Source organism: Deinococcus gobiensis I-0 (genome assembly GCF_000252445.1).
GTDB lineage: Bacteria > Deinococcota > Deinococci > Deinococcales > Deinococcaceae > Deinococcus > Deinococcus gobiensis.
This window is the reverse complement of the sequence record NC_017790.1, coordinates 2,343,115-2,360,198: the sequence shown is the minus strand read 5'-3', so window position 1 is coordinate 2,360,198 and position 17,084 is coordinate 2,343,115. Positions and strand designations below refer to the sequence as shown.

The 17,084-nt window shown below is 73.5% G+C and carries 14 protein-coding genes; 5 read left to right on the top strand and 9 right to left on the bottom strand.

Annotation, left to right across the window (positions count from 1 at the left end):
• Position 1: 1 nt before the first annotated feature.
• From DGO_RS11175 to DGO_RS11160, 3 genes are all read right to left on the bottom strand, one after another.
• Complete coding sequence (locus DGO_RS11175) at positions 2-415, bottom strand: hypothetical protein (protein ID WP_014685628.1); 414 nt, start codon at positions 413-415, stop codon at positions 2-4.
• 6 nt (positions 416-421) lie between these two features.
• Entirely contained in the window at positions 422-1,180 is a 759-nt protein-coding gene (locus tag DGO_RS11170; protein WP_226991354.1) for a polysaccharide deacetylase family protein, read from the bottom strand.
• Between the two features lie 365 nt (positions 1,181-1,545).
• Positions 1,546-2,820 carry an MFS transporter gene (locus DGO_RS11160; RefSeq protein ID WP_226991353.1) on the bottom strand — a complete coding sequence of 425 codons (1,275 nt, stop codon included), beginning with the start codon at positions 2,818-2,820 and terminating at the stop codon, positions 1,546-1,548.
• A gap of 56 nt (positions 2,821-2,876) precedes the next feature.
• On the opposite strand from DGO_RS11160, the gene DGO_RS11155 reads away from it, so the two are divergent.
• A complete protein-coding gene (locus tag DGO_RS11155; RefSeq protein ID WP_014685625.1) occupies positions 2,877-3,554 on the top strand; it encodes a glycosyltransferase family 2 protein in 678 nt (225 codons plus the stop codon).
• Here DGO_RS11155 and DGO_RS11150 read toward each other — a convergent pair.
• Entirely contained in the window at positions 3,511-4,698 is a 1,188-nt protein-coding gene (locus DGO_RS11150) for a glycosyltransferase family 4 protein (RefSeq protein WP_014685624.1), read from the bottom strand. The genes DGO_RS11155 and DGO_RS11150 overlap by 44 nt on opposite strands.
• Before the next feature lie 197 nt (positions 4,699-4,895).
• Here DGO_RS11150 and DGO_RS11145 point away from each other — a divergent pair, with 197 nt between their 5' ends.
• On the top strand, positions 4,896-5,951 hold the full coding sequence (locus DGO_RS11145; RefSeq protein ID WP_050920790.1) for a YkoP family protein: 1,056 nt from the start codon (positions 4,896-4,898) through the stop codon (positions 5,949-5,951).
• Positions 5,952-5,971: 20 nt separating this feature from the next.
• Here DGO_RS11145 and DGO_RS21145 read toward each other — a convergent pair whose 3' ends face one another.
• The 5 genes from DGO_RS21145 to DGO_RS11120 all read right to left on the bottom strand — a co-directional run bounded on the left by DGO_RS21145 (position 5,972) and on the right by DGO_RS11120 (position 13,303).
• Entirely contained in the window at positions 5,972-7,204 is a 1,233-nt protein-coding gene (locus DGO_RS21145) for a GGDEF domain-containing protein (RefSeq protein ID WP_014685622.1), read from the bottom strand.
• A 106-nt stretch (positions 7,205-7,310) separates the two neighbouring features.
• Complete coding sequence (locus DGO_RS11135; RefSeq protein ID WP_014685621.1) at positions 7,311-7,817, bottom strand: trypco2 family protein; 507 nt, start codon at positions 7,815-7,817, stop codon at positions 7,311-7,313.
• An 11-nt stretch (positions 7,818-7,828) separates the two neighbouring features.
• On the bottom strand, positions 7,829-10,714 hold the full coding sequence (locus tag DGO_RS11130; protein WP_043802128.1) for a GAF domain-containing sensor histidine kinase: 2,886 nt from the start codon (positions 10,712-10,714) through the stop codon (positions 7,829-7,831).
• Positions 10,715-10,788: 74 nt separating this feature from the next.
• Positions 10,789-11,460: a response regulator gene (locus DGO_RS11125; protein WP_043802126.1), complete on the bottom strand. Its 672-nt coding sequence runs from the start codon at positions 11,458-11,460 to the stop codon at positions 10,789-10,791.
• Positions 11,461-11,560: 100 nt separating this feature from the next.
• Entirely contained in the window at positions 11,561-13,303 is a 1,743-nt protein-coding gene (locus tag DGO_RS11120; RefSeq protein WP_043802124.1) for an ABC transporter substrate-binding protein, read from the bottom strand.
• Positions 13,304-13,584: 281 nt separating this feature from the next.
• Between DGO_RS11120 and hslO the strand changes: the two genes are divergently transcribed.
• The 3 genes from hslO to DGO_RS11105 all read left to right on the top strand — a co-directional run bounded on the left by hslO (position 13,585) and on the right by DGO_RS11105 (position 17,073).
• On the top strand, positions 13,585-14,493 hold the full coding sequence (gene hslO, locus DGO_RS11115; protein WP_014685617.1) for an Hsp33 family molecular chaperone HslO: 909 nt from the start codon (positions 13,585-13,587) through the stop codon (positions 14,491-14,493).
• Between the two features lie 133 nt (positions 14,494-14,626).
• Positions 14,627-15,961 (top strand): S1C family serine protease, encoded by a 1,335-nt coding sequence (locus DGO_RS11110; protein WP_043802122.1) that lies wholly within the window; start codon positions 14,627-14,629, stop codon positions 15,959-15,961.
• Between the two features lie 2 nt (positions 15,962-15,963).
• Complete coding sequence (locus DGO_RS11105; RefSeq protein ID WP_145975310.1) at positions 15,964-17,073, top strand: tRNA nucleotidyltransferase/poly(A) polymerase family protein; 1,110 nt, start codon at positions 15,964-15,966, stop codon at positions 17,071-17,073.
• Positions 17,074-17,084: the final 11 nt, after the last annotated feature.

The window sequence follows — 17,084 nt, the reverse complement described above, 5'->3', positions numbered from 1 at the left end:
CTCAGTTCAGGGTGCCGCCACCTTCCGGACCGCCGTAGAACCGCCCGATGTCGCGCAGCATCCGCCGGGCCAGGACCGTCAGCGCGTTCTCGTCGGGGTCCTGGACCTCAAAGGCGCAGCCGCCCGCATACTCCCCCCGGAAGTGCCCGCCGTCGCGGCGTACCCGCACCAGCACCTCGCACAGCCCCAGGCGGAACCACGCCGCGTGGTAGGCCCCCACGGGCACCGGCCGCAGCCCCTGCGCAGGGTCGGGCACCGGGTCCAGCGAGACATTGTTCAGGGGCAGGCCCGGCCCGCTGGCGCGCCGCAGCGCGCGGTACAGGGCGTTCAGGAAGGTCTCGCAGGCCTGCTGGTCGGCCTGCCGGGCCTCGGCGTGGCGGCGGATGATGGCCTGGAGGGCGTCGAAGTCGCTCATGGCCGCCTAGCCCCCGTAGCTGCGGCGCAGTCGGCGCAGGCCGGAGCGCAGCGTGATCCGGCGCAGGGGCAGCGCGTCGGCCCGCACGGCCCGCAGCCCGCGCGTCTCCAGGCCGGTCAGGAGTCCGGCCAGCAGCGCGGGCGTCACCGCCGGGCCGTCGTGCAGCAGCACCACGCTGCCGGGGCGCACCTGGGCCAGCGTGCGCCGGGCGAGGGCCTGGGCGGCGTGGGCACCGGTGGCCGGGGTCCAGGCGGGGACAGTCCAGTCGCGGCTCTCGGCGTCCCACAGCGCGACCTGCCGCCCCAGCAGGGCCGCGAAGGGCCGCGTGAAGGGACTGTGGCCCCCGTAGGGCGGGCGGTACAGCCGGCCGCCGCCGGGGGGCCGCCACGCGATCTGTGCCCATTCCTGCCACGGAGGCAACAGCAGGGCCGGGCGATGCCAGCGGCCGTGGGCCTCGATCTGGTGCCCGGCCGCCCGGATGGCCGCGAGCTGCGCCGGGTAGGCCCGCACCGCCGGCTCGGTGACGAAGAAGGTCGCCTGCGCGCCGTGCCGGGCGAGCGTCTCCAGCAGGGCGGGCGTGCGGGGCGAGGGCCCGTCGTCGAAGGTTAGGGCGACCTGGGGCGCGTGCCCGTCGCCGGCCCCCAGCGCCCCCCACCCGGCCGAACGCCCCAGCACCTCGGCCAGCAGCGGGGCCAGCAGCGCCAGGCCGAATTGCCCGGCCCGGCGGCGGGGGAGAGAAGACAGGCGGCGCGGCAGAGGCATCATGGTCGGACGCCCGAGTATACGGAAGGGACGGCGGGCGCGGGGTCCTGTCAGGCCCTGTGGGGGGCCCGGTCGGGGCCATGAACGCAGGAGGCCGGCCCAGTGGGCTGCGTGCGTGTGAGTGGCACCTGAATGAAGTTGTGCAGGCGGGTCAGATCAAGCAAGTGGCGGAACTCGGCCTGGAGGCGTCCGGCGTTGATTGCGGGTCCCCTCCCCGCATTGCGGTTCCCGGGCCAGAGGTTGAGGGCCTGCACGTCGGGGTGGGTGCGGCCCAGGCGTAGCCCGGCCCGTATGTCCAGCATCTGGCCGCCCTGCCCGGTACCGCCGCCCCGCCCTGTCCGCCCGGTGAGGGGTCCCGGTCCTCCGGCCTAGTCGTGACCGGTCCGCCGACCCGCGTTCCAGGCAGGTTCCGCGTCGGCAGAGGCGGGCGACTCGCGGAAGGCGTGGCGGAACAACACGTAGCCCAGCGAGGTCAGCAGGGCCAGCGCCGCGCTGACCTTGAAGGGTCCGGTGGCCCCGCCCAGATGATCGTAGGCCAGCGCTCCCAGCAGCGGCCCCAGGGCCACGCCGATGTTCTCGACCGACATCAGTACGCCCCAGGCGGCGGGGCGCTGGGCCTCGGGCAGCACGCGGGTCACCAGCGCGGCCCAGCCGGGCGCGAGGAAGGCGTAGCCCACGCCCGCCAGCGGCCCGAGCAGGTACATCACGGCGACGGGGGGTTTCAGGACGAAGCCCGCCAGCGCCGCCCCCACCAGCGCGTAGCCCAGCGTGACCGCCAGCAGCGCCCGGCCGCCGTCGGCCACCTTGCCGGTCAGGGGCATGGCGGCGAAGGCGGCGACCCCGCCCGTCACCAGCAGGCCCACCAGCCCCCAGTAGTCCAGCCCCAACCCCGGCGCGATCCGGAACAGCCACAGCCCCAGCAGCGTCAGGGTGAGGGTCTGCATGAAGGCGGCGGGCAGCAGCGGCGCGAGCTGCCGGGCGAGCTGCGCCGTGGGCAGGCGCGGCGTCGCCACGGCGCCCGACTCGCCCTGCATGGGCCGCTGCCGGGGCACGAGCAGCGAGAGCAGCGTGGCCCCCGCCTGGATGCCGATGGCGAGGGTCAGCGGCACGCTGTCGCCGCGCCCGGCCAGTGCGCCGTACACCAGCACGCCCGCACCGATCAGCGGCGTGACCGCCACGTTGATGAAGGTCAGTGCCCGGCCCTGGTAGCCCTCGCGGGCGGCGTCGGCCGTGAGGTTCATGGTGCCGGGCCACATGGCCGAGAAGCCCACGCCGTGCAGCGCCGAGAGCAGCAGCAGCAGCCACAGGTGGTGGGCCAGGGGCAGCAGCGCCACGGCCAGCAGGCTCAGGGCCGCGCCCGCGAACATCACCGCGCGCAGGCCGAACCGGTTGATCAGCGCGCCCGCCGGGCCACGCATCAGGGTGTCGGCCACCAGATGCACCGTCCAGGCGCTCGCGGCGGCGGCCAGCGGCAACCCGAAGCGGGTGTCGATGACCTGCGTGAGGTAGGCGGCGTACAGGCCGTTGCGCACGAACTCGGCCAGCCCCAGCGTCAGCGCGGCGCTCATGACGCCGGCAGTCAGGTCGGGCCGCAGGGGATTGAGGCGGCCGAACTTCGGGGCCGGGCGGGGAGCCGGGGTCACAGGCACCTCCGGAGGCGCGCGGTCGCCCCGACAAGGTGACCTGCTACCCTGTTCGGGTGCCGGATTTTGCGGTCGTTATTCCTGCTCGCAATGAGGCGGCCTACCTGCCGGCAACCCTGCGCGCCGTCGAACGTCAGACCTTCTCGCCCACCGAAGTGATCGTGGTGGACAACGCCAGCCGTGACGACACGGCTGCCATCGCCCGCGCCTGGGGCGCGCAGGTGCTGCGCTGCGAGGTGCGCGGCGTGGCCCACGCCCGCCAGATGGGGCTGGACGCCGCGCACGCCTCCTGGGTCGCCACGACCGACGCCGACTCGCTGCCCATGCCCGGGTGGCTCGGGGCGCTGAACGCGGCCGTGCCGGGACACACGGCCCTGTACGGTCCCATGCGTTTCTTCGGGCTGCCCCGGCCCTGGCCCGAACTGTCGGGGCTGTCGTACAGCGCCTTCCTGCATGTCTGCCGGGTGGTGGGCCGCCCCAACCTGGCCGCCGCCAACATGGCCTACTCGCGCGCCGCGGCCCATATGGCCGGAGGCTATCCGGTGGTCGAGGCCTACGAGGACGTGATGCTGGGACAGGCCCTGGCCCGCCTGGGGCCGGTCGGCTACGTGCCCGGCGCGCTGGTCGAAACCAGTCCGCGCCGCCTCGACGACGGGGTGCTGCCCTTCCTGTGGCGACACATTCGCAACGTCAGCGGCCATACACGCGGCTACTTCGATGAAATGAGGGAATGAAGCGCGCCGGCTCGTCCTCCTGGTCGCTGCCGTCGCCGAGCACGCGCCCGTAGACCTCGAGCACCTGCTCGGCCACGCCGCCGGGGGTAGTGCGGCCGCCGAATTCGCGCGCCTGCGCCGAGAGCCGCGCCCACAGGCCGGGGTCGCCCAGAATGCTGCGGGCATGGCGGGTCAGCGCGCCCACATCGCCGGGCGTCACCAGATACCCGCTGTAGCCGCTCTGCACGCCGCTCAGGGTGCCGCGCGCCCCGACCGCCACGACCGGCACGCCCATGAGCTGGGCTTCCTGCAGCACCAGCCCCTGCGTCTCGGTGTCCGACGCGAAGAGGAAGAGTTCGGCCAGGCGGTAGTACGCCCCGATTTCGGTCCAGGGACGCACGCCCACGAAAGTCACGCGCTCCCGGATGCCCAGGCCCTCGGCGTGCTGCTCCAGCGCCCCGCGCTCGGGGCCCTCGCCCAGCACCACGAGGTGCGCGTCCGGCAGCTCCGAGAGGGTGTCGAGTACGAGGTCGAAGCGCTTCTCGCGGGCCAGTCGGCCCACCGTCAGCAGCCGGCGGGTGCCCCCCGGCCAGGGGTTCAGGATGGGCGGGGCCGCCTCCAGCACGCGCGGCTCGATGCTGGTCGGAATGACCACGGGGTGCTGGACCCCCACCGCGCGCAGCACGTCGAGCATGCCGGAAGTCGGCGTGATGACGGCGTCGGCGCGGCCGTACAGCGCCGCCGAGTAGCGCCGCACCAGGCCGACCCCCTGGTCGACCAGGTGCAGGCCCGGCACGTAGTGGGTATAGGCGGCGAGGTGGGTGTGGTAGGTCGCCACGTGCGGCACCCGCCACTTGCGCGCCAGCCGCGCCCCGGCCAGCCCCAGCGTCAGCGGGGTGTGGGTGTGGACGATGTCGTACTTGCGCTCGAAGCTCTTGCGGGTGGGCCACGCCAGGCGGTAGGTGGGCAAGAACGCGTAGCGCAGGCTCGCCACCCGCCGCACGTCGGGGCGGTGGTCGAGGTGCTCGGGGAAGTCGGGGGCCACCACCTCGACGTGGTGCCCGCGCGCGCGCAACTCGTCGCTCAGCAGGCACACGCTGGTCACGATGCCGTTCTGGTCCGGCAGGAAGGTATCGGTGAACAGGCCGACACGCAGAGGCTTCATGGGCGCACGTCCGCCGGGCCAGAGGTGAAGGAAACCTGAAGCATGTACGCCGAGCATACGCCCTCCGGACATGAGAGGCGCGTCGGGTCGGGGACCGGGGCCGGGCCGCCGCGTTACAGTCGGGAGGTGAGACGATACATAGCGGCGTCGCGCCGTACGGACTGGCCCGGTGGGCCGCCGGAGTGGAGCGCGTTCCGATGACGGGGCGGCCGGCTTTCCGCTCGCCCTGGCCGCCGCTGCTGCGGGCCGGGGCCTTCGGGGCGCTGCGCGGCGGCCACCCCGGCGACCCCGCCTTGGGGCTGGAGGTGCCCGCCGACTCGCCCCGGCACCTGCGCGCGGCGCTGGACGCCCTGGAAGCGGGCCGCGCCCGCGCCACCCTGCTCGTGCCGCCCGCTCTGGCCGCCCAGGTCCCCACCGAATTGCGGGCCGCCACGCTGGCCGGCCACGAGATCGCGGGCTTCGGGCCACCCGAGCCGGGCGGCGCGGGCCTGGCGCTGCTGGAGGCCGTCGCCGGGCAGCCGGTCACGGCCTGGGCGCTGGACGGGGGGGCGCTCTCGGGCGCGGCGCTGCGCCGCCTGTGGGCCTGGGGCGTGGCCCCGCTGCCCGCGCCGCTGGAGGAACCCCAGCCGGGCGCGGTCGTGCGGGCCTGGCCGGCCGAACTCGGGGCCTTCCTGCCGGCCGCGCGGGCGCTGGGCTACCGGCCGGGACCGGTGCGCGCGCTGCCGGACCTGCGGGCCGGCACGCCGCGCGACCTCGCCGCCGCGCTGTACTCGGCCGTGGTCGAGGACCGCTACGCCCGGCAGGAGGGCGTGATCGACCTGTCGCAGCGCGCCGACGCGGTCATGCGGGTGGCGCCGCTGGACCACGCCCCGCCTCCGCTGCCGCTGCCGCCGGGGACCCCCACCGCCGAACTGCACCTCAACTCGGCGCGGCTGGTGGGGCTGGCCTCGCGCAGCCTGCTGGGGACCTACCGCGCCTACCAGCGCAGCCTGAAGGACGTGGGCGCGGCCCTGCGCGACCGGCCCGAGCTGGCCCCGGCCCAGGCGGTCTTCGCGGTCACGCTGTTTCACGGCCCCCTGGAAAAGTCCGGCTTCACGCTGCTGGAGCTGCCGCCCCTGCGGGCCCGCTGGTACGGCCTGGGTTTCCGGCTCGTGCGCGCCGCCTACGGCACCACCCGCACGCCCAGCGACGGGCAGGCCTGGCCCAAGATGGCCTGGATGCCCCGGGACGCCTTTCTGGACCGCTACGGCTGAAGCGCGCGGCCGTGCCCGGCTCAGGAGGCGGCGGAGCGGATCAGGGCCGGCGCGACCGGGGCGGCCGGGCTGGGCTGAGGAGAGCGCCGGGGCAGGCCCGCGGCCTTGCGGGCGTACATCGCCTCGTCGGCCTGCCGGACGGCGCCGTCCAGCGAGTCCCCGCGCCGGAACCGCGCCGCCCCGAAGCTGGCGCTGAAGCCCAACGGCGTGCCCCAGCCGGGGTACAGCCGGCTCGTCAGGCCGCTGACCTGCGCCTCGATCTGCGCGGCGGGGCCGGTGAGCAGCAGCAGGAATTCGTCGCCGCCCATGCGCCCGGCGACGTCGCCCTCGCGCGCCACGTCGTCCAGGCACGCGGCCAGGGCGCGCAGACAGTCGTCGCCCAGGGCGTGCCCGAGGCGGTCGTTCATGGTCTTGAACCCGTCGATGTCGAACACCAGCAGGGTCGCCGCTTCCGGCCCGCCCCGCGCCTCCCACTGCTCCTGCGCCTGCCGGAACCCCCGGCGGTTGAGCAGGCCGGTGAGGGGATCGCGGTGGGCGAGCCGTTCGAGTTCGCCGTGCAGCGCGCGCACCTCCTCGCGCCGCCGGTCCTCGTGCAGCGCCCAGAACGCGAAGGCCCCGCCCACGGCCATCGTCAGGAAGGCCAGCGCGGTCAGCAGGTTGGGCAGGGTGGGCATGAAGCTGTCGGCCGGCGCCTGTCCACTGAGCAGCGCCCAGGTGCGCGGCAGGGTCAGCAGGGCCGTGAGCAGCAGCAGCCCCAGGTTCAGGCGGTAGGCGCCGGCGAGGGCCGGCGTGCGGCGGATCTCACGCAGGACCAGGTGCAGCAGCGCGCCCTTGTTCACCAGCAGAAAGACCGACACGAGCGCGAAGCGTGCGGTGGGCTGGTCGCTCAGGACCGTCAGCGCCCCCAGGGCCAGCAGCGTGCCGAACAGCCCCAGCCCGTGCCCCCACAGGGCCCGGCGGGTCGGGCGGCCTCCCGCGAAGCGCGTGAAGGCTAGCAGCAGCAGGGCCGACCCCAGCAGCACCAGGCCGTTGCCCAGCAGCACCGACGTGAGCCGGGTGTCGGGCGTACGCAGCGCGCCGATCAGCATGCCCAGCACGACCCCGGCGTTGCCGCAGGCCCAGCCCCGCCAGCCGGCGTAGGAGGGCCGCCACCACGTCAGGCCCAGCATCAGCAGGCAGACGAACGTGACGGTCAGCCACAGGACGCCGCCCAGCAGCGCCTCCGGAGAGAAGAAAAGGGAAGAGGGGTCCATACGGATCGCGTCTGAGTCCTCGGGGGCGGCGGGGCAGCGGAAGCGGAATCGAAAACTGTGTCATTGAACCAGATCCGTTCGTTCGCAATTCTTTCTGTGCGTTCCCTCAACCCTGGAGCTGGGTCTCCGGGCGCGGCCCGAGTTTCAGGATCACGAGGTGGGTGTGGCCCTGTGCGGTCTGCGCCCCCACCCCGGCGAGGCGCAGTTCGCCGCTCTCTAGCACGACGAGTTGCAGGCGCAGCTCGGCGTCCCTGGGCCGGAAGGGGAGGGGCCCGGCCGCCGTCCATTCGCTCAGGCCGATGTACAGCGCGTCGAGCCCGGTGATGAGCTGGTACCGGACCTCCGTACTCTCGCGCAGCCGGACCTCCGCCGTGCGCACCCAGGCCAGCCGAAAGACCTGCACCTGCTCGCGCGAGACCTGCGCGCCCGCGCTCAGGGCGTACCACTGTGCCCGCCCGTCCGTGCCCGCGCGCAGGGTCGCCTTGATCTCCAGCTCGACCTCGGTCACGACGAGGCCGGAGCCGGGGGCGGGGCCCTCCCGCGCCACGTCCTGCGCGACGGCCCCGCGCACGGCATCGACCAGCTCACTGACGAGAACGGCCCGGTTGGACATAGGCCCCGACTCTATCCCGGCAGAGTGAACACCAGCGACGTGCCCTGGCCCGGCGCGCTGTCCACGCCCAGCGCGCCGCCCGCCAGCGCCACGCGCTCGCGCAGCCCGATGAGGCCCAGATGCCCGGCGCGGGCCTGCGCCTCGGCCTGCTCGGTGCTGAAGCCCCGGCCGTCGTCGGTGATCGCCACGCGCACCTCGCCCGGCCCGAAGGCCACCCGGATGGCCGCCGTACCCGCCCCCGCGTGCTTGTCCACGTTGTTCAGGGCCTCCTGCGAGAGCCGGAAGACGGTCAGCTCGACCGCCGGGGGCAGGCGGCGCTCCTGGCCGCTGACCTCCAGCCGGGTCTCGGTCTGGGCCTGCGAGGCGAGCCATTCGAGGGCGGGCAGCAGCCCCAGGTCGTCGAGGACGCTGGGCCGCAGGTTGCGCGCGAAGCGCCGCACGCTCTCGATGGCGGCATTCAGGTCTTGCAGGATGTCGTCGGCCCGGGCGCGCTGCTCGCCCTCCAGCTCGCGCGCCAGCCGGGCGACCCGCCGCGTCGAGGCGATCAGGACCTGCGCGGTGTCGTCGTGCAGCTCGCGGCTGATGCGCCGGCGCTCCTCCTCCTGCGCCTGCGTGAACAGCGTGAGGTAGGTGCGCAGTTCGAGCTGCCGGCTCGTCGCGGCCTCCAGCGCCTGACCCCGGCGGGTGATCTCGTCGGCCAGGGTCTGGAGTTCGCTGAGGTCGCGCCCGACCATCAAGACGCCCTGGCCCTCGCCCACCATGCTCAGGCGTACCTCCAGCCGCATGCCGCCGACGGTGATCTCGGTGCGGCCCCCCGAAGCGCTGCGGTGGGCCCGCTCCCAGGCCTGGGCCAGCGCGCCCTGGGTGGCGGGGGTGGGCAGGCGCAGCAGGCTGGCGCCCGTCAGCGGCCCGGTCAGCGGCCCCAGCAGCCGGGTCGCGGCCGGGTTGGCGTAGGTCACGGTGCCCGAGGCGTCGGTGCTCAGGATCAGGTCGTGCGCGCCCTCGGCAAGCTGGCGGTAACGGGCCTCCTCGCGCGCCAGCGCCGAGAGCAGCCACTCGCGGCTCAGGGTCAGGGCCATCTGGTCGGCGACGCTGCGCGCCAGGGCCAGCGCGCGGTCGCCCGGCGCGGCGGTGCCGGGGTCGTCGACGTACAGGAAGCCCAGCAGCGCGTTGCCCTCGGCCTCGGCCTCGCCGCGCAGCGGCCCCCCCCGCAGCGGCACGATCAAGCCGCTGCCCGCGACCGGCAGGCACGCGCGCCGGGTCAGGGGCCGGGGCCCGCGCCCGAGCTGAGAGCGCAGCGAGGCGAGCTCCTCGTCGCTGGGGGGGGGCAGGTTGTAGGTCGCGCAGCGCGTCACCGCGCCGTCCGGGCCGGTCAGGGCGATCAGGCCCCGCCCGGCGTTCAGGGCCAGCGTGGCGAGCCGGATGGCCCCCTCCAGGGCGCGGTCGCTCTGGTCCTCGCCCAGCAGCCGGCCCACGCCCAGCAGCACGGCGGCCTCGCGTTCCTGGCGCAGCTCTTCCTCGTACAGCCGGGCGTTCTCGATGGCGAGGCTGGCCTGCGCGGCGAACACGCCCGCGAGCGCGAGGTCGTCCTCGCCCAGAGGCAGCGGCGCGCTCCAGTACAGCGTCAGGACGCCGTAGATGCCCGCACGCGAGAGCAGCGGCAACCCCACCACGCCCCGGTAGGGATAGCGGCCCTGCGCGAGCAACTGCCGGGTGTAGCGGCTGCCGCCCCCGTAATGCTCGGCCGTCAGGTCGCGCGCGGCCACGGGCTCGCGGCTCTGCGCGGCGCGGCCGGTCACGCCCGCGCCCACCTTGGCGCGCACGCGCAGCACGTACTCGCTGGGCAGTCCCACCGCGCTCAGGATGTTCAGGGTGCGGCCGTCGGGTTGCAGCTCGTACACGCCCGCCGCGTCGGTGCCGAACAGCTTCGAGGCCCAGTCGAGGACGCGCGAGAGGGTGTCCTGAAGGTGCAGGCTGCCGGTCAGCGCCGCGCCCGCCTCGCGCAGCGCCTCGGCGGCCTCGCGCTTGCGGGTCTCGATGGCGTACAGCCGCGCGTTGTCGATCGCCAGACTGGCCTGCTCGGCCAGCGCCAGCACGAGCCGGGCGTCGTCCTCGCTCGTGGCGGTGCCGGGCACGCGGCTGTCCACGTACAGCAGCCCCAGTGGCCGGCCCCGCGCGCTCAGGGGCGCGATCACGGCCGCCACCGGGTCGAGTTCGGCCAGCCCGCGCGCCAGGGGGGTCTGGGCGTCGCGCGCCCGCTCGAAGCGGATGGCCTCGCCCCGGCGGATGAGCTTCTCGAAGGAGACCGGCCCCACGCCGATGCCTCCGGTGAACTCGTGGTCGAAGCCGTAGGTGTAGACCTCGCCGGTGCGCGCGCCTGCCTCCCCGAACTCGCTGAACAGGCCCACGAAGGCGCGCGAGAATCCCAGCGCCAGCGCCGCGCTCTGGGCCGTGACCGGCAGCACCTCCGCGAGGTCGAGGCTGCCGCCCAGCCGCCGCACCAGACCCTCGACCGTCTCGGCCAGGCGGCCGTGCCCGCGCCTCGCCTCGCGGGCCTGCACGCCCTCCAGGGCCAGCCCCAGCAGCGGCGCGAGGCCCAGCAGGGTCTGTATCCCCTCGGGCGAGGCCCCCACGCACTCCAGCACCCCGCAGCCGAAGGGCACGCAGCTGAGCATGCCCGCTTCCTCCAGCACGCCGCTGCTCAGGGCGCGCGCCGCCAGCGAGCCGTCGCTCAGGCCCAGGCCTCGCCCCTCGCAGGCGACCTCGCCCAGTTGCCCGCCCGACACCACCCAGACCCGGACCCCGTGCGCCCGCGTGGTCTCGCAGGCAAAGCGCGCCACCCCGTCGCCGAACTGCGGCGCGGTGCTGGCCTGGGCAAGGGAGGGAGGCAGGGTCATGGCAAAGGGGGTGGGGCAGGGCTGGGGGCGACCCGGCGCCGGAGGGGCGGGGCGGCTCCCCCAGCCCTGCCCGCCTACAGGTTCTTGGGGTCGATCCAGCCGCGTTTGATGCCGTGCAGCACGGCCTCGGTGCGGCTGCCCACGCCGAGCTTCGAAAAGATGTTGGCGAGGTGGACCTGCACGGTGCGCGGGCTGATGTCGAGGTCGCGGGCGATCTCCTTGTTCGTGCGGCCGGTGGCGGCCACGCGCAGCACTTCCAGCTCGCGGGGGCTGAGGTCGTCCTCGGGCGGGGTGGGGGTCGCGCTCGCGCTGAAGCGTTCGAGCACCTTGCGGGCGATGCTGGGGTGCAGGGCACTTTCGCCCGCCGCCACCGCGCGCACGGCGCCCAGCAGGTCGTCCTCGCTGGCGTTTTTCAGCAGGTAGCCGGCCGCGCCCGCCTCCAGCAGCGCGAACACGTAGGCGTCGTCGTCGTAGCTCGTCAGGACCAGCACGCCCACGCCGGGCTGCTCGGCCTTGATGGCGCGCGTCGCCTCGATGCCGTTCATGCCGGGCATGGACACGTCCATCAGGATCACGTCGGGGGTGAGCAGGCGGGCCTGGGCCACCGCTTCCTCGCCGTTGCCCGCCTCGCCCAGCACGCGCAGGTCGGCCTCGCCTTCCAGCAATTCGCGGGTGCCCTTGCGCACGACCGGATGGTCGTCCACCAGGAGCAGGGTGATGGGCCGGGCGTCGCCTGTATCCAGCATGGGGCACAGCATAGAGGCTCGTGCGCGCCCGCGCGGCGAAAAGCACGGAGACGCCGCCCCCGCCGCCCGGCCGGGGGCGGCGGGCGCGGCGCGGAAGGCCTCAGCTCTTGCTGAGGGTCTTCCAGAGGGTGCCGGTGACGAAGCCGGTCAGGGGGCTGTAGTTCTCGGCGCTGATGCCCTGGATGTTGTCGCGGTAGGCGAACACGCCGACCGGGCTGGGCATCACGATGTACAGGGCCTGCGACTTGGCGCGCTCGGCCACCTTGGCGTACAGCGCGTTGCGCTGCGTCTGGTCGGTGATGCCGCGGGCCTCGTTGGTCCAGGCGTCAATCTGGGTGTCGGCCACGTTGATGCGCGGGCTGTAGTAGCCCCTGGAGTTGTAGAAGGTGTAGACGAAGTTGTCCGGGTCGGCGTAGTCCGGAGCCCAGCTCGTCACGACCATCGCCTCGCTGCCCTGGTTGCTGGCCTTGATGATCTCGCTCCATTCCTTGGCGACGATGTTCACCCGGAACTTGGGGTTCAGCGACTCGATGTTCTTCTTCAGGAGTTCCATCGCGGTCTGCACGCTGCGCGAGCCGGCGCGGTAGGTGGCGTTGAGCGTGAAGCCGTTTTGCCACACCTGCCCCCCCCAGGCCTCGCGGAAGGCCGCGCGCGCCGTGTCGAGGTTGAACTCGGCCGGGGCGAGGTTCTGGTCATAGCCGGGGAAGGAGTCGGGCAGCAGGAAGTTCCGGGGCTTGCCCTTGCCGCGCAGCACCTGCTCGATGTAGGTGTTCGTGTCGAAGGCCGCCACGAAGCCCCGGCGCACGTTCACGTCGCTGAAGAAGTTGGCCGGGATGCCCTGGCCGTCGAGCTTGCCGCTGCCGAGCTGCCCGCCCTTGATGTTCTCGTTCATGCTCAGGCCGGTCGCGGTGGTGTCGGGCAGGTCGTCGAGGACCGCCACGCCGGGCTGGCCCTTGAGCTGCGTCTCGATGATGTCGCGCCCGCCGGACTCGATCAGGTCGGCGTCGCCGCGCAAGAAGGCCTGGATGCGCGCGGCCTGCTCGGGCACCTTCTGGATGATCACGTTCTTGATCTTGGGCTGCTCGCCCCAGTAGTTCTCGAAGGCGGTCGCGGTGACGGTGGTCGCGTCCTTGCCCACGAGCTTGTAGGCCCCCGTACCGCTGGGCTTCTGGGCCAGCGGGCTGCCGGTCAGGTCCTTGCCGACTGCGGCCTTCCAGGTGGCCTCGGTGCCGTCCCACTCGCCGATCTCCTTGGCGTGGGCGCTGTCCACGATGCCCTGGCCGGTGTAGGCCAGCTTCGCCAGGAAGGCGGGGTCGGCCTTGGGCAGCGTGAAGATCAGCGTCTCGCCGTCGCATTTCACGGCGTCGGTGATGCGCTGCCAGGTGACGCTCTTGTCGTCGTTGGCATTGGACTGCGTGCCCAGCAGGCTTTCGGACAGGAACCAGTTGCCGCTGTCACTCGTGTTCGTCACGAGGTTGCGCCGGAAGGTGTATTCGGCGTCCTTGCACCCGAAGTCGTTGCCCGTATGGAACTTGACCCCGGTGCGCAGCGTGAAGCGGTACTCGCGCCCGCTGTTGCCCTCCTGCCACTCGGTCGCCAGCAGCGGCTCGAGTTCCGACAGGCTGTTTCCCTTGTAGGTCAGCAGGGTCTCGTACAGGTTCTCGACGACCTGGCCGCTGGCCGTGTCGTAGGTCGTGCCCGGGTCCAGCGTGGGGATGTCGGCGGAATTCTGGTACACCAGCGTCTCGCCCTGACCGGCGCCGGCCTGCTTGTTGTTGCACGCGGCCAGCGTCAGCGAAACGGTCGTGAGGGCGAGAGCGCCGAAGAGTTTGCCTTTGTTCATTGAAGACTCCTTGAGAGGACACAGTGGGGCAGAGGGGGCGCGGACAGGATTCGGGCGCGGCTTCCTACCCGGAGAAGATGTCAGCGGCATGAAAGTCTATGCAGTGGGCGTGAGTCTCCTCTGGCAGCGGGCTGAAGAAACCCTCTGGGTCCGTCAGCTCCGAATCAGGTCGTTTGTCACTTGCCCGACCGTATGAAACCTGACAATCGGTAGGGGGGACGGGCCACCGAATGCAAGCCACCCCACAGCCCGATTTGAGTGCCTTGATGTAAGATTTCCTAATGACTGCTTCCCCTTCCGGCTCCTACCTCCTGCGCGGCACGGCGGCGGGGGGCACCCTGCGCTTCGTCGGCATCGAGGCGACCGACCTCGTCGAAGAGGCCCGCCTGCGCCACCACCTGAGCAAGACCGCGACGGCGGCGCTGGGGCGTACGCTGGCGGCCTCGGCCCTGCTGGCCGTCGTGCTGGGCAAGAAGAGCGACAGCCGCGTGGCGGTGCGCGTCGAGGGCGGCGGGCCGGTGGGCTGGGTCGTGGCCGAGGGCAGCGCCGACGGTCAGGTGCGCGGCTACGTGCGCGCGCCCGGGGCCGACCTGCCGCCCCGCGACTCCGACGGCAAGCTGGACGTGAGCGGCATCGTGGGCACCGACGGCGAACTGGCCGTGACCCGCCTGCTCGACAACGGCGAACCCTACACCGGCAGCGTGCGCCTGCAGAGCGGCGAGATCGCCGAGGACGTGAGCTACTACCTCGGCGCGTCCGAGCAGATTCCCAACGCCGTGCTGCTGGGCGTGTACGAGGAAAAGGGGCGCGTGGCCCATGCGGGCGGGCTGCTCGTGCAGGCGATGCCCGGCGTGAGCGACGAGACGCTCGGCCGCCTGGAGGCCAACATCAAGGCGATGGGCCAGATCACCGACAACCTGCGCCGGGGCGGCCTGCTCGAAGTCCTGAACCGCGCGGCCGAGGGCCTGGACCTGAATCTGGCCCCCGAGGCGCAGGCCGCGCGCTTCCAGTGCCGCTGCTCGCGCGAGAAGGCCAGCGACAGCCTGAAGTTCTTCACCGGCAGCGAGCGCCAGGAAATGATCGACGACGGCGGCCAGGAGGTCGTGTGCCACTGGTGCGGCGAGCACTACCAGATCACGCCGGGCGAGATCGCGGCCCTGGACGCCGAGGAGACGCGCGCGCAGGCCTGAGCGCCGGGCCGAGGAGGGTCCCCTGCCGAGCGGGCAGGGGGCTTTTTGCGGCGCTTTCTTCCTGCTTTTCCCCCAACCCCTCCTTAATCCGGCCCCACGTCCTGTGCGCCGTGCCCGCAGATAATGGGGCCATATGAAGCCGAGTGGGCTGGGAAAAAAGGGAGTCGCGGTGCTGCTGGTCCTCGCGGGGCTGGGGCTGGGGGCGACGGTGCTGCGCGATCAGGTGCCGCTGGGACAGGCCCAGACCGGGCAGACACAGACGGCCCAGAGCAGTCAGAGCCAAGGCCAGACGGCAGCGGGCACGGCAGGCACGGCCGCCCTGAACGAGGACGGGGCCAAGCTCCAGAACGAGGCCAACACCGTGCAGGTGGTCGGGCAGTACGAGCCGGGGCTGGTGTTCATCAGCACCGAGCAGGAGGTCGCCACCCAGGACCCGATGGCCTGGATGTACGGCGGCGACTCGGGCACGCAGGTGCAGACCGGCGTGGGCAGCGGCTTTTTCGTGAACGCGCAGGGCGACATCCTGACGAACTACCACGTGGTGGGCAACGAGTCGGGGCAGGGCGCCGCCGACCGCATCCTCATCCGGGTCATGAACCGTCAGGACGCGGTGCCCGCCAAGGTCATCGGCCTCGCGCCGCAGTACGACCTCGCGCTCATCCGGCCCGAGGGCCTGAACGCGCAGGACATCCGGCCCATTCCGCTGGGCGACAGCGACGCCCTCAAGGTCGGGCAGAAGGCCATTGCGATGGGCGCGCCCTTCGGCCTGGACTTCAGCGTGACCGAGGGCATCGTGAGCAGCACCGCCCGCCAGATTCCCATCGGCTTCGGGGCCGGCGGCGCGGGCATCACCCAGAAGGCCATCCAGACCGACGCGGCCATCAACCCCGGCAACAGCGGCGGGCCTCTGCTCGACAGCGGCGGGCGGGTCATCGGCATCAACACCCAGATCATCAGCCCCGGCGTGCAGAGCGGCGGCACCGGCCAGAGCGCGGGCGTGGGCTTCGCCATTCCCATCAACGCGGCCAAGAACCTGCTGCCCCGCCTCCAGGCGGCGAACGGGGGCGTGGTGCGCGCGCCCGTCATCGGCATCGCGGCCGGCCTCGTGGCCCAGGCGCGCGGCGGGCAGATTCCGGTGGGCCTGAGCGCCCTGACGAGCAGCGGCAAGCAGCAGCTCGAACTGCCCGAGACCGGGCTGGTCGTGGGGGAGGTGTCGCCCGATTCGCCGGCCTCGCGCGCCGGGCTGCGCGGCGGCACTCGCACCGAGGACTTCCGGGGCGGGCAGGTGGCCCTGGGCGGCGACGTGATCACCGGGGCCGACGGTCAGCCCGTGGACGGGATCGAGGACCTCCAGGCCGCCTTGATCGACAAGAAGGAGGGCGACACCGTGGCCCTGAAGGTGGTGCGCGGCGGCAGGGCGCGTGACGTGACCGTCACCCTGGACGCCAGCGCCTTCGCCGGCCGCTAGTGGTGGCCGAGCCTGACCCCGGCGCGCGGGCCTGGGCCGCCCTGCGTGCCGAGGACCGCGCGTGGCTGACCTCGCTGGCGGCGCTGGCCGGTTCCCAGGCCCGGGTGGCCCTCGTCGGCGGGGCAGTGCGCGACGCGCTGCTGGGCGGCGCGCCCCTGGACCTCGACGTGGTGGTGGAGGGGGCAGACGTGGAGGCCCTGGCCCACGCCACGGGCCTGCCCTTCACCTTCCACCCGGCCTTCCAGAACGCCACCGTGACGCTGCCGGACGGGCGCGGGGCCGACCTCGTTCGGGCGCGGCGCGAGAGCTACCCGGTGCCCGGCCAGAACCCGGCGCCGCAGCCCGGCACCCTGGACGACGACCTGCGGCGGCGCGACTTCGGGCTGAACGCGCTCGCGCTGGTCGTGCGGCCGGACGGCGGCGCCGAATTGCGCGATGTGGTGGGCGGCCTGGACGACCTCGCGCGGCGGGAGCTGCGGCCCCTGCACTCCCGCTCGCTGCACGAGGACGCCAGTCGGGCCGTACGTGGGGCGCGGCTGGCGGCGCGGCTGGACCTCGCCCCCCACCCTGACCTGCTGGCCCAGATGCCGGACGCCCTGACGATGGCGCAGGACACCCCCCGCCTGTGGGCCGAGCTGAAGCTGCTGCTGGCCGAAGCCCGGCCGGGGCGCGCGGCCCGGCGGCTGGAGGCATGGGGCACGGGCGCGTGGCTGGGCGACCCGGCGCTCCTCGAAGCCCTGGAGGCCCGGCAGGACGCGGGCGAGGCGGTCACGCCGCAGACCTGGGCCGCCGCCGCCCTGGCCGCCGCCCCCGACCCCGCCGCCCTGGCCGCCCGCCTGGGCCTGGGCGACAGGCCCCTGGGGCTGCTGGCCCGCGCCCGGAGCGACACCTTCTTTCCCGAGGGCACGCCCGAGCGGCAGTTGCGCGCCCTGCTGCGCCCGCAGGCCTACGTGCCCCTGACGGGGAAGGACGTGCTGGCCCTGGGCACGCCGCCGGGCCGGGGCGTGGGCGAGGCGCTGGCTCACCTGGCAGGGCTGCGGCGGGCCGGACAGGTGGGCAGCCCCGACGAGGAACGTGCGGCGCTGGCGGCGTACCTGCGGTCCCTCCCCTGAACCCGCCCACC